Source organism: Natronorubrum tibetense GA33, from assembly GCF_000383975.1.
In the GTDB taxonomy this organism is placed as follows: Archaea; Halobacteriota; Halobacteria; order Halobacteriales; family Natrialbaceae; genus Natronorubrum; species Natronorubrum tibetense.
This window is the reverse complement of the sequence record NZ_KB913021.1, coordinates 23,314-35,384: the sequence shown is the minus strand read 5'-3', so window position 1 is coordinate 35,384 and position 12,071 is coordinate 23,314. Positions and strand designations below refer to the sequence as shown.

Genomic DNA, 12,071 nt, shown 5'->3' with positions numbered 1-12,071 from the left:
CGTTCTGAGTCCGAACGACGTGCCGCTGGCACCGAACTCAGGACTACTGACGTGCACCACGACGTCGAGAAGGAGATTCACCGTCGACACCGTCGGCGGACGGTTCTCGGGAAGAGCGTCGATAAGATCGGTGACCGTGTCGCGAACCCGGAGAAGGGTACCGCGATTGAGGTTCTCGGCCAGCAGCTCCCGTAGTGTCGATCATATCGCGTCCACGTCCGTGGAAGTCGATGCGAACACTGCAGCGGGGTCGGCAGGCTGTGAGAGATCGTTCGCCGGCCGATCGATGTCGTCCCACCCAGAATCCATGCTCTTGTCGTGACATGGCAGTGGCCTAAATCGTTCCCCTACCATGTGACCCACGACAGGTAGCTTTCTCAGACCCCACAGCGTCTCGCGTCGCCGTACAGTTCATAGTTCCAGTCGGGCTTACGTCGTCTCGGGACTCGGTCTTCGAGGATTGCCCCCTGGAGAACGGTTCGTCGGCGACGCCGTCGTAGGTTGTTGTGAATCAGACAGATTCGCCACGGTACTCGTAGTAGGTGACGGTGGAGGCACCGTAGGTGCAGTACGGCCACCCACAGCGACAGTTCCGAGAGTACTCCGGCGAAACGATCTCGATCCCCCGCTCGTATCGCTCCGCGAGGTCCTGGTACTCGTTCTCTCCGGTCCAGAATTCGCGTGCCGGTTGCGTCATACCTCGTTCTTCGCGAGTTCTGTCAATATCGCCAGGGTTCGGCTACACTCGTTGTAGGTCGGGTCTGTCACCCGCCCAGATCGCGGTTCAGGTCCGGGAACCGTATTCGTCATCCCAGTCGTAGAAGCGCGCGACGTCTTCCTCTGGGAGCGAGGGTGACGTGGTCGCGAACGCGTGGGTGACGTCCTGCGGTTTGATGCGGCCGAGGTTGAGCGTGTGTGAGCGCAGGCGTTTGACGCTCTCGTCGACGAGGTGCGCGAGGTCGGGGTTGTGCCGCGTGACCATGTTGTTCACCGCGGCACTGCAGAGCGCCTCCATGTCCCGGCCGGTGTAGCCATCCTCGACGCAGCGTTGGGCGATGGCGCGTTCGGGACTGTCAACGCCCCGAGCGTGTTTTGAGTCGTCGACGAACGCGCTAGGGTGGCCCTCGAACGCGACGCCGCCGTCGACCGTGTGGATTCGAATAATCTCGGTTGCAGCATCGACGTTCGGAAGGGGGACGTGGATGCGCTTCGGGAATCGACTCCGAATCGCACTGTCCAGAATCCAGGGGGTATTGGTGGCCGCCAGCGTCAGCACGAAGTCGTCGCTCCCCTTCTCGACGCCGTCGAGTTCTGCGAGCAACGTGTCGAGCACCCGTCGTGACGTCTCGTTCATATCACCGTCCCGTGACTGCGCGAGCGAGTCTACCTCGTCGAGGAAGACGACGCTCGGACTCAACTCGGCTGCGGTCTCGAACAGCGCCGAGATCTGCTTGGAGGACTCGCCGTACCACTTCGACAGGAGGTTCCCGAGTTCGACTTTGAAGAAGTTGGCATCGAGTGACCCGGCAACAGCACTCGCGAGCAACGTCTTGCCAGTCCCTGGGGGGCCGAAGAGCAGTATCCGCTCGGTCGCGGACACCGCATCGGGCTTGTTCGCGATTGAGCCGAGCGCCACCGCGCGCTTCAGGTCGTGCTGGACATCATCCAGGCCGCCGATGTCCGCCCACGTCGTCTCGGTCTCCGCAATGAACGACTCCATCTGTGCGCGCATCTCGTCGTCCTCGCTGTCACCACCAACAGATGGCGGTCCACCACCGTCGCCTCGGTCATCTTCTGGCTCCTGATTACGCTTGAAGTGGTCCTCGAGGTCCTCGCCGCGACGCAGAATGTCTGCCGCCCGCTCCAAGCGTTTCACCTGATGCGCACGGTCTTCGTTGGTCGCATCGTCCAGTTTCGACAGCGTTTCCGCGGCGTCTGCGTACGCTCTCGCCGCCGCCTTCTTGCGGCCAGCTCGGCGGTGCTCTTGGGCGGACTTGAACGAGTCCTCGTACTGTTCTCGTAGTATCTCTATCCGGTAAGCATCGTACTTCATGAATGAAAGGGGAAGTGGTTGAACCGCTAGAAGTGCTCGGCCTGCCCGGTCGACGAGGCGGCTTCGGGTTCGGACACGCTCTCCTCGACGTCGCTGAACGTGTCGTCAGCGAGTTCCTCGAGGGTGGGGACCTCATCGCCGTCCCGCGCGGCGTCGATCGCCGCGTCCACACGCTCGTCCGCCATTGCCTCGATGTGCGCCGACCCGCCCTGACTGATGTCCTCCAGGCGGTTCGCGGCGATCCCCCACTCGTCGAGGCGATCCTCGCGCCGCCCTATCTTTTCCTCGATAGACTGGGCGGCCGCCTCGAACTGACGGGGGTTCATGTTCGATGGCAACGCCTCCGGGCCGTCGGCACTGATCTGCTTGCCGAGCGCGGCCTGCTGCATGAACCGCAAGCCGACGAGCGTCTCCATCCACTGCGAGCGGATAGCCTCGTACTTGCTGAGGAGCCGCGACGCCTCGGACTTGATCTCCGGGATGCGCGTCTCGTCGGCGTTCTGTGCTTCCTTGATCTTCTCGTCGTACTCCTTCTTCGCGCTAGTCATGTCGCTCTTGTACTCCTGTTTCTGGCGCTCGAGCTTCCGGATTCGGCGCTCGAGCTCGAGGGGACTCATGTTATCGATGGGAGAGCGTCCGATGACGTTGACGTTCACCCAGCGCTTAGTCTTCGATATGATGCGTCGGAGCATTGCACTCGGAGAGAATCCGCCAATGGCAAAAGAAAGGGTATCCCGCTCACACGACCTGTAACCGACCGGTTTCGAGGAGCGGTAGCCCATGCTATTTTGGTAGAACAGAGTGAAAATCAACGATAAAACCTATGACTCGGCGACTTCCGGACCGGGCCCAAACGGACGTTGCGAGGATCGTCGATGAACTTCAGACACCGTTACCGCGCAATCCCGGGCCTTCGACGATCCTCAAACGTCGAGACCTGTGCGAACGGGCGCTCGAATACGCGGAAGAGGACGTAGCCTCCCAAGATCTCTCTGCTCCGGTCGCCGATCAATTGTCTCGGCTGCTCACTCGTCCAGAGCCCGATTCAGCGGCTGCCGTGTTCGGTGTCTCCGACGTGATCGCTGACAGCCGTCGGCTCCTCGCAGCCACGCTCGCCGCCTTCGATCTCGACACTCTCGCGACGCAACTCGATACTGCCGAGAAGCACGTCGTTCTGGACGCCCTCGAAACGACGATGGTCGAAACAGGGGCCATGCCCGTCGCCGACCACGCGATAGAAGTACTCGACGGCTTCGTACTCCGTGATCCAGTCCTCGTCACTGACCGGATCGATATCTCCACGACGGCCGATGCGGTTGCCGACCACGTCATCGACGAACTCCGTAGGTCGGGATCCGATCGTTCAGCGTCTCGATCGACCCCCGCTGCCATCCGGTTCCTCGCACTCGTCGCTCTGCAGGCGCCAAGAGCCGTAGCGATGCGCCCATCCGTGACGGATGCACTGCAACTGGCTGCCGAGCCTTTCGACGAACTACAGGGTTACAGTGTCGGCGGTCGAGACGCCCGAATCCTCTGGGGAGCCATCGGTCTGGCAGCACTCTCTCGGAAGACCGATTTTGAGTCGGAGGTGTCAACGTCGGCTATCTTCGAGACTCTCGTGCGTGTCGTGAGGAACGAAACTAGCTTCGACCGAGGGGAGGCCGCCGAGATACTCGGGCTCTTGTTCACTTTGCTCTACGATGCCGATACGGAGAGTGATGCGATCGAAGCACTCTGCGCCGATATCTATGCCCGACCCGCATACCCGTGGAAGCGGGCGGCCGAAGTCCTCGGCAACCTCATCGCGATCGGCGCACTCTCGCCAACTGGGGTCGACCTCGAAGCGCTAGCCGAGCGCGTACGAACGTCGCCGATTGGCCAGCAAGAACTTCTCCCGATACTCGGTAGGGCTACAGCCTACCTCGATTCAGACGACACGGTCGATGTTGTCAACGAACTCGCGACTACCCTCAGAGACGAGCCGCGTTCTGGCGCTCGGCCACTGCTCGGAGATCCGGAAAGTGTCCTCGGCTACATTTCGGCGTACGGTGATCCCCACGACGAACGCGAAACGGTACAGGGGCTCGCCGAACACGTCGCTGAGGCCTTCGAGACGCCAACGTTCTGGCCCGAGAAAGCACAGGCTGCCCTCGGCGTGGTGGTCGCTTCGGCCGACTCCTACAGTCCTCCAAAGCCGATCCAACGAGTGATGGCATCGGCTGTCTCGGATACCTCCCGTATCGATTCCGAGGTCGCCAAACGACTCGGGTTGCTTGTCACCTTTAGTTTCGTATTCGACGACGCATCGCTCTCCAAGAACCTCGCTGTGCTCGTTCGTGCTAGTGACACGCCCGGGTGTCGAAAAGCGGCGACGGCACTCGGAACGTTAGCGGCATTCGACGACAGTGTCCAAGACTCCGTAATCGAAACACTCGCGGAACAGGCCCGAGCCGGTGGACTCTCGTCGAACGAGCGCGCATCACAGGCACTCGGATTCGTCGTCGCTCACGACGGGGATTCCGTGCGAACCGTGCGGCACCTTCGGTCGGCGGCCGAGGAGTCTCCGACTAAGCAACTGTCGGTCGGCGATTTGGAGTGGGATTCGGACCTGATCGACGATGCGTTCGCATCCGAACTCTGTGGCTGGATACTGCTCGCAGACGAAACCGCGTACTCGGCCGCGGAACTCGACGGGCTACGGGCGGCAACGGACAGAGAGGGCGGCTTGAAACCAAGTACGGCCGCGAGAATCGCCGGCGAGATCGAACGAATAGTGGGCATTTCGGAGATACAACAGGCGCTCGATATCCTGACCGAACGGGTGGCTAACGAAGCAAGCCCCCGCGCCAGATCGGTGGCAGCAGCGCTCGCCTTCGGCGCTGGATACAGAGCACCACAGCGACTCGAGGGCACCCCACGTCGAATGTGGGACGCGGTTCGCTCGCAGGAATCGCCCCAGAAACGACGACTGTACGTCGCGACCGGATACGTAATCGCACTCGCGTACGGGCCCAGCGAGGCGATCAGCGCACAGCTAGCAGACGATCCCACGGTACTCGGCATCATCACCGCGTACTCCGACTGGGGCGAGGACGACCCTCTCATCACGCACGCCAAGTCACGGGTTCGGACTCGAAGAGCGCGGACTTATGCCCAGGAGCTCGGAGCGCTTCGAGCCGTGGAACTCCGACACTCGGAATCCCCGGACAGGCAACGGTTTGCGGATCACTTCCAGGAAGAAGGTGGGTCGACGGCTGGCTTCGAATTGCTCGAGTCGGCACTCCGTGCTGGTGTCATCGAACCCTCTAGAGTCGTCTATCTGCTTTTACAGTCGGGTCCTGACGAAGATCGCCTGCTCGTCGAGAGCGCACTGGCGGGGATTGAGCGGACACAGGAGGCAGTCATCGAACTGGTTTCGACCCTCGAGGGCGTTCGTTCGTTGCCGGAACCGATTGTCGAGCAACTGGTTCATCACTTGGACGACGTCTCGTCGGTCGAATCGAGAGTGCGGATCGTTTCACTGCTGGCCGAGACCGACAGTCGAGCCGTTCCGGTAACGGCTACCGCTGGAGGCCAGGGCGCGCGCTAGCCGAGCACGCCTGCTTCAAACAACTCCGGATTGCGAAGGCTGTATACGCGACTCCCGCCTTGGGGGTGGCTTCGCCGGAAACTAGTGTTGCACGCCAGCAACCAGTTGTTTCGGAGCGAGACCACGACGGTCTCCAAGAGTTCTGGGAGAGAGTAGGCATCGTCGTCTATCTGGCGCATCTGGCGCACATCGCGGCAGTGACGCCGGCGGTGATGGTGATTGTAACTACGGCCTGACAGTCCGGCGGCCTGAGTCGGACGGCAGTCGTCACGTTCGAAGAACTGATAGGGGCGAGCCGCCTCAAGCTCGTCCTGTTCAGTCCTGGTGCGTACGCCGGCCTGGTCGCGCTATTGTTGTTCGACGATATCAACCGCGTGCAGGGCGTACTGCTCGCAGTCGCTGGATTCCGGTCGAACGGCCACCTGCCGTACACGACGCTGGTGTCGTTCGCCGACGGCCAACTCCAGCTCGCCACCGTCACGCAGCTGTCGCTCGTTGGCGCGGACCTCTTTCAGCTCGCGCTCACCGCCGTCATCGTCGCTGCACGCATTGCACTCCTCCCCTCGGCCACGCTCCTCTGTGCCACCGGCTGACGTGGAACTGCCGGACGAGCCCACCGCTACGGGTTCGGCCACGGGTCCACCTCTCCGTGCCTAGAACTGTCTTAGTGAGTTGCTCCGTCCCAGTGCTCGGTGACGCTACGTCGACCGTGGTGACGAGATGGGGCCGAAAGACGACCGACGGTCGTCTCCTATCTGACGTCGAGGGGCCCACACGACGCAACCCGGAGTTACCTTCGAAAAGGGGAAGTCCTCAGAGCAGGCGCGTTGATTCCGGGAAGACGGTCTCGGGCCAGTCGCCGGGCGCGAGCAGTCGGTTTTCGAACTCGCTCTGACGGAGCACGAAGCACCACGGCGTCTCGCGCTCGATAACGGCGTCGTGGTAGACGAAGTGGACGCGCTCCTTGCCGTCGAACGTCGGCTCGGCGCCCTGGATGGCGATGTGCGCCAGGTCCGAGTCGCCCTCGGTGTACTGGTGGGGGACCGTACAGCGGTGACCGTCGGCCTCGCTCCCGATCTTCCGCGCCGCCACGGTCTCGTAGCCCTCCAGTTCGAGCGGGGCCGAGGAGACGACGAGCGTGCCGGTGGTGGTCTCGTGACTCCAGTAAGCTTCCTCGTGCTGGTCGAAGACGCCCTCTTCGAGCAGGGAGCGGGGGAGCTTGACGCGGCCCGCGGTGTCCGCGGGGGCGACGCCGAGCCAGTTCCAGCCGGACGCGTCGCTCTCGCTCGTGGTGGTGTTCCGCATCGGAATCACCCTCCGTGCCCGCGGGACCGCACGTGGTTCGCCGGCGCGTCCGCGGACAGCGTGCCGGTGCGAAGCTCTCGCGTGGACGGCCCACTCTCGCCGGGGACGTTCGAGGCGTGGACCTCGCGCCCGCAGGTCGGGGAGACGTACGTCCGGCTCTGGCCGTGCTGGACGGGGACGTCGTCGAACATCGCGGTCGGTTCGTGTCCGCTCTCGCAGTCGGGGTCGAAGTCGTTGTGCCACGACATACACGAAACGTAGCCGCACACCGTCGCGGAGCTGGTCTCGGGCCAAACACCGAACAATAGATTTATAACCCAAACCTGATGATTGCGGCTGGTTACTTATTACGGAAGATTTCCGAAAGATCGTTTGGGGCCCGGATCGGAGGGACCATTCAGAGGAGTTCGGCGTCGTCATCCGGGTCCTTCTCACTCGGCTCGTTGGTACCTGTGTCTTCGCTGGACAGTTCACCGAAGACGTCCTCGGTACCGTCCTTGGCGTCGTCCAGTTCGTCGAGGTCCGCTTCGAAGTCCTGAACCGCTTGCGTCGAGATCCCCTGGATGATAGCGTCCACGTCCTTCGGCTCGACGTATGGGACTGCAAGCAGTTCGTCCCGGTCGGCTGTCCAGAGGTCGCTAACGGTCTCGAACCCCGCGGCTTCGAGCTTGCCGATGGCCTCGTAGCTGATGCCGGTGGTGAACTCGAGCGCATCCACCACTCCAAGGCTGGGATCGAGCGCGAGTGTACGCCCAGTCGCCGGATCGACGTCGCCCCCGCGCTCCTCACAGGTGAATGCGTCGGGGACGACGACGGTCATCTCGCGCATCCGCTCGGTGATCCACGCGTCGCACGTGTCACAGAGCGCCTGCGCTCCGCGGCCCGGTCGGGTGGTGACTGTTTCGTCCGCGTTCCCACAGAACTCGCATCGGGTCGTCGATTCGGTCGACATACGTATTCGCACGGCCGCCACGCTCTCGGACGCGGTGTTGGTCTTTGACTAAACTCGCCTTTTATGTCCAATCTGTTTTCCAACCAGAACAAGAACAGTCGGGACACTCGGCTGCGACCGGGAGCATCGCCTCGAGTCACCGGTCATCGGGTAGCGTGTGACTGCGTGCAAGCTCCCTGTCGTCCGCGAGGAGCGAGAGGACCGCGAGCCGTGCTGGCTCGGCGAGGTCCTCGACGGCGAGGCACGCGCGGAGATCGTCTCGGGTCCGGACGGCGGCGTCTGGATTCTCGCCGTGCTCGACGACGGCCGCGAGGACGGTCGCCGCGGCTGCGCAGACGGCGTCTCGTTCGTGGCCGACGTACGGTGTGAGCAACTCGGGGTCGACGCGCCCGCCAAACCTCTCCGGGAACGTTTCGACGAGGTCGGCGAGGACCTCGCGCGCGGCCTCTGCCCGTGGCGACGGCAGCCGTTGGCCGAACGGTCCCGTTGGATGCGGGGACGTCGCGATGCGGTCCAGGAGCGTCTCGACGACGTCGTTCGCGAAGCCCTTCTGACCGTCCGTCACCGCGCCAAGGGCCACCGCGAGGGCCGAAACCGTCTCGCCCTCGGCGTCCGGGAGGGCGGCAACGAGGTGTTTCTCGATGGGCGGCAACGCGGTCGGGTCGAGGTGGTTGGCGAGCGCGGTCAGGGCTGCGAGGTCGGCGTCGGTCGGGTAGTTCCCCGACTCCCGTCCGGCGATGACGAGGTAGCGTGCGGCGACCGCCGCCCTCTGCCCAGAGAGCGCGGCCACAAAACTGGGGAGGTTGTCCACGACCGCGTCGCGGACCGCCGCATTGTCGTCCTCGAGCGCGTCGCAAACCCACTCCGTTGGCGGCCACTTGCCCGAAAGATCGTCGCCTGCGGCGTCGTGTTCGTCGAAGTCGTCGACGACCGATGCGACGACCTCGGCAGCCGCCTCCGCAGCTGCGCGTCGCACGCGCCCCGTATCGTCGTCCTCGATCCGTTCGCCTAGGTAGACAATGATACGTGAACGCAGGTCGAGGGACGCCTCGACGCGCTCGACGAATCCGGGGAGCGCTTCCACTGCCGTTTCGCGAACCGTCGCTACGTCGTCCTGTAACGCAACAGCCGCGTCGTTGATGACGGCACGCGAGGGAGCGCCATCGAGCGTGAGTAGTGTCTCTACGGCGGCTGTGCGGACGCTCACCTTCGGGTCGTCCGCCACGAGATCGGCAAGACGGAAACGAACCGGCGTCCGAACCTTGTCAGCGTGGCCGATCACGTCCCGGAGGCCCTCGACGGCGGCCAGTCGCGCCTGCGCGCTATCGTCGTTCATCCGTTCGTAGAGATGCTCGACTGCCCAGGAGGAGCCGGGTGTACTGTGCACGGTTGCGACGGCAGGAATCGCTTGCGTCGCCGCGACGCGCACGATACTTTCGTCGTCCGTCAGACAGTCCTCGAGGACCGCGCGTAAGACGGCACCCTCGTCCGACCCAGTCGCTGCCAGGGGGGACGCTCCGGTCGTGCTGGTTGATTCGCGGGCCCGGACCGCTGCCGCGTCTGGGTCACCGCCGGCGCTGAGGACGTGCGTCACGACGTGGAGGGCACCACGGCGGACCCGCGGTCGGTCGTGAACGAGCAGGGGTCCCAGTGGTGTCCACGTCGATCGCGGAGCGGCGTCGGCAGCAGCCCCTGCGACGGATTCGAGCGCATCGAACGCTGCCATCCGCACGGCCGCGTCCTCGCTGATGGCGGCGATCGCAAGCGTGTCGACAATCGGTTCGATGCGGTCGCCCGGCAACGTCGTCGCGACGACGTCGAGCGCGGTGATTGCTTCCGCATCCGCGTCAGTGTCTGCAGCCGTGTCAGCGTCCGTGGCCGCGAGCTTGGTGACAAGGCCGTCGACGAGCCGCCGGACTTGCGCGTGTGTCACGTCGAATCCGACTGAGGCGTCGGTGAGGTGGTCGCGGGCGACACGGCTCGCGGTGAGCGTCCGCGCGAAGCCTCGAGCGACCGCCACCTCGGTCCCCGGAGTGCTAGCGAGCGCCCAGAGGATATCGAGGCCGTCAAAGATGACGTCGCCATACGAATCGCTCGCGGCGCTGACCCCAGCCGCAACTGCGGCTGCCTGATCGGCCGCGAGGCGCGGGACCACGGCGAGGAGGAGGTCTGCCGCGACAGACCGCGTCCCCGAGTCATGGCTCGCGAGTCCGAGGAGTGCGACGGTCGCGACGCGCTCGATGCGCTCGCCGGGGAGCGCGTCGGCGACGGACTCGAGGGCGTCAAACGCGCGGCGGCGGCTCCGCAGGTCGTCGCTCGCCGCACGTTCGAGTAACCGATCTGCTATGACCACGCTCGACGCTACCGAGAGCGTGCCCAGCACCGATGGGGCTGCCTCTACGGCGGCCTCCCGAACGGCATCTTCGTCGTCGGCGAGTCGGTCGACGAAGCGATCGCTAACAGCTGTTGCGTCCTGTGCGGCGTCGTCGCCTTCCCCGCCGGCGTCGATGCTACCCGCGGCGAGGAGTTCGACTGCGTGCTCCCGAACGTCGACGTCCGTGTGCCCGAGCAGACCGGCGAGCGTCGACGGCGCCTGAACGCCCGCCGACTCGGGGACCGGGGCGACGACTCGGGCGCGCATAGCCACCGACTCCGCGGTCGCGTCGACGGGGTCGGAGACTGCACGGAGGGCGTCCTGAACCACCTCGAGGTCGGAATCGGACCATTCGTCGCTCCCCTGCAAAGCGTCCGTCAGGAGTTCGACAGCCAGACGCGCGCGCCGCCGGCACGTCGCGTCCGAAGCTCGCGCCGACCGGAGGCACGCCGTCAGCGTGTCCCGCAAGCAGCTGTCGCGGTCGACGGCCACCGCAAGATCACCGGGCGTCCCCACGAGGGCGACGAATCCGTGCACTGGCTCCACGCCCGCACCGGTCGTAACGGCCGCGAGCGCACGGACACGGTTCGCGTCCCCGGAGTCGGCACTCGGAGCGAGCTCGGCCAGACGTTTGGATGCGGCCGCATTTCTGGCATCATCCGAATCGACCTCGGTGGCCGCGCCAGCGAACAGCGCCGCACCGACTGCAGTCCAGCGGTGGCGGCCCCCGCCGGCAAGGTATTCGCCGAGTCGTCGCGCGGTACAGTCGGTCGCTACACCGTCGCTGACGTCGAGCAAGAAGTCGACCGCCGACGCCTGCACGGCCGGAACAGCCTCGTCGAAGTCGCGCAAGCCAGCGACCACCGTATCCGCGGGAGCGTCGCTACGCAGACGTTCGAACGTGGTCGAGGCAGCGCTGGGTGCCCGGTCAAGGAGGGCCAGCGCGGCTTCGACTGCATCCTCCTGGATACCGCGGGTGTCGTCGTCGAATCGTCGGGCGAGCGCATCGAGTACGTCCTCGATCCGGCCGTTCGGTACCGCTTCTGGATCGTCCGCAAGTGCGCCGGCCGCTGTGCGACGATAGTCCGCATCGTCGTGGTCGAGGTGCTCGAGGACGACTTCGAGGACACACCTGGCGCGCTCCCCGGTTGCGGTATCGAGGACGTTCGCGACCCCGCGTTCGAACGAGATGCGGTTGTTAACGAACTCGAAGTCCTCGAACCGCAGCAGCCAGCGCACGACATCCGGCGCGGTCCCAGGCGCTTGCCCGGCGGCCGCGGCATAGACGCCGCCGTGCCCGATTACGCCGCGGCGCGTGGCTGCGAGCTGGATGCGAACGTTGCTCTCGCCCGCCTCGAACGCGGTCATGAGATCTGTCACGGGCACCGCATCCGCGGGTATCGAGTCGGCTTCGAGCATCACGTGCAGACAGCGTTCGGCCGCGGCGGTACGGACGTCGAGGGAGCGACCGCGGTGGGTCGCCCAGCCAAGGACCGGGAGCGCAGCTCCGACCGCCGTCGGATCGTCGATCGGCGTCGCCGCGAGCGCGTCGATACAGGTCGCCTGGATGTCAGTCGCGATCGCATCAAGTCCGGTGACGCGCTCGCTTACCGCGGCCGTGGCGTCCAGTTCGGCGGCGAGCAGTGCGGCGACTACCTCGATTGTCTCAGTGTCGGTCGGCGGGGCAGTGGCCGCGGCGCGTGCAGCTGCAGCGCGCGCTCGCAGCCCAGCGAACGAGCGATCTCGCTCGCTCGCCGTTTCGATGCAGTCGACAAGGTCGTCGTCAGTCATGAATCGT

The 12,071-nt window shown here is 64.8% G+C and carries 10 protein-coding genes; 3 read left to right on the top strand and 7 right to left on the bottom strand.

The genetic code is table 11. The features are described from left to right. The first annotated feature begins 51 nt into the window (after nucleotides 1-51). Nucleotides 52-195, top strand: coding sequence for a hypothetical protein (locus NATTI_RS26320; RefSeq protein WP_019992245.1), 144 nt, complete (start codon nucleotides 52-54; stop codon nucleotides 193-195). Between the two features lie 316 nt (nucleotides 196-511). On the opposite strand, the gene NATTI_RS0124270 is transcribed toward NATTI_RS26320, so the two are convergent. The 3 genes from NATTI_RS0124270 to NATTI_RS0124260 form a co-directional block, all read right to left on the bottom strand. Then, the gene (locus tag NATTI_RS0124270; RefSeq protein WP_006092980.1) at nucleotides 512-697 is read right to left on the bottom strand and encodes a hypothetical protein; all 186 of its coding nucleotides are present in this window, start codon (nucleotides 695-697) and stop codon (nucleotides 512-514) included. An 87-nt stretch (nucleotides 698-784) separates the two neighbouring features. Next, nucleotides 785-2,053 (bottom strand): AAA family ATPase, encoded by a 1,269-nt coding sequence (locus NATTI_RS0124265; RefSeq protein ID WP_006092981.1) that lies wholly within the window; start codon nucleotides 2,051-2,053, stop codon nucleotides 785-787. A 26-nt stretch (nucleotides 2,054-2,079) separates the two neighbouring features. After that, entirely contained in the window at nucleotides 2,080-2,670 is a 591-nt protein-coding gene (locus NATTI_RS0124260) for a hypothetical protein (protein ID WP_241434430.1), read from the bottom strand. 458 nt (nucleotides 2,671-3,128) lie between these two features. Between NATTI_RS0124260 and NATTI_RS0124255 the strand changes: the two genes are divergently transcribed. Next, a complete protein-coding gene (locus NATTI_RS0124255) occupies nucleotides 3,129-5,642 on the top strand; it encodes a hypothetical protein (RefSeq protein ID WP_244879989.1) in 2,514 nt (837 codons plus the stop codon). A gap of 353 nt (nucleotides 5,643-5,995) precedes the next feature. Beyond that, nucleotides 5,996-6,235: a hypothetical protein gene (locus NATTI_RS0124250; RefSeq protein ID WP_019992244.1), complete on the top strand. Its 240-nt coding sequence runs from the start codon at nucleotides 5,996-5,998 to the stop codon at nucleotides 6,233-6,235. 220 nt (nucleotides 6,236-6,455) lie between these two features. Here the strand turns inward: NATTI_RS0124250 and NATTI_RS0124245 are convergent, their stop codons facing one another. The 4 genes from NATTI_RS0124245 to NATTI_RS0124230 form a co-directional block, all read right to left on the bottom strand. Then, nucleotides 6,456-6,947: a hypothetical protein gene (locus NATTI_RS0124245; protein WP_241434433.1), complete on the bottom strand. Its 492-nt coding sequence runs from the start codon at nucleotides 6,945-6,947 to the stop codon at nucleotides 6,456-6,458. A 5-nt stretch (nucleotides 6,948-6,952) separates the two neighbouring features. Continuing rightward, a complete protein-coding gene (locus NATTI_RS0124240) occupies nucleotides 6,953-7,195 on the bottom strand; it encodes a hypothetical protein (RefSeq protein ID WP_006092986.1) in 243 nt (80 codons plus the stop codon). A gap of 149 nt (nucleotides 7,196-7,344) precedes the next feature. After that, nucleotides 7,345-7,899, bottom strand: coding sequence for a helix-hairpin-helix domain-containing protein (locus tag NATTI_RS0124235; RefSeq protein ID WP_006092987.1), 555 nt, complete (start codon nucleotides 7,897-7,899; stop codon nucleotides 7,345-7,347). 136 nt (nucleotides 7,900-8,035) lie between these two features. Further along, a complete protein-coding gene (locus tag NATTI_RS0124230) occupies nucleotides 8,036-12,064 on the bottom strand; it encodes a HEAT repeat domain-containing protein (protein WP_006092988.1) in 4,029 nt (1,342 codons plus the stop codon). Nucleotides 12,065-12,071: the final 7 nt, after the last annotated feature.

Bases quoted from the DNA above. Each gene is read 5' to 3' on its own strand.
- NATTI_RS0124260 (WP_241434430.1), bottom strand. From the start codon at position 2,670: ATGAGTCCCCTCGAGCTCGAGCGCCGAATCCGGAAGCTCGAGCGCCAG.
- NATTI_RS0124230 (WP_006092988.1), bottom strand. From the start codon at position 12,064: ATGACTGACGACGACCTTGTCGACTGCATCGAAACGGCGAGCGAGCGA.
- NATTI_RS0124270 (WP_006092980.1), bottom strand. From the start codon at position 697: ATGACGCAACCGGCACGCGAATTCTGGACCGGAGAGAACGAGTACCAG.
- NATTI_RS0124240 (WP_006092986.1), bottom strand. From the start codon at position 7,195: ATGTCGTGGCACAACGACTTCGACCCCGACTGCGAGAGCGGACACGAA.
- NATTI_RS0124235 (WP_006092987.1), bottom strand. From the start codon at position 7,899: ATGTCGACCGAATCGACGACCCGATGCGAGTTCTGTGGGAACGCGGAC.
- NATTI_RS0124265 (WP_006092981.1), bottom strand. From the start codon at position 2,053: ATGAAGTACGATGCTTACCGGATAGAGATACTACGAGAACAGTACGAG.
- NATTI_RS0124245 (WP_241434433.1), bottom strand. From the start codon at position 6,947: ATGCGGAACACCACCACGAGCGAGAGCGACGCGTCCGGCTGGAACTGG.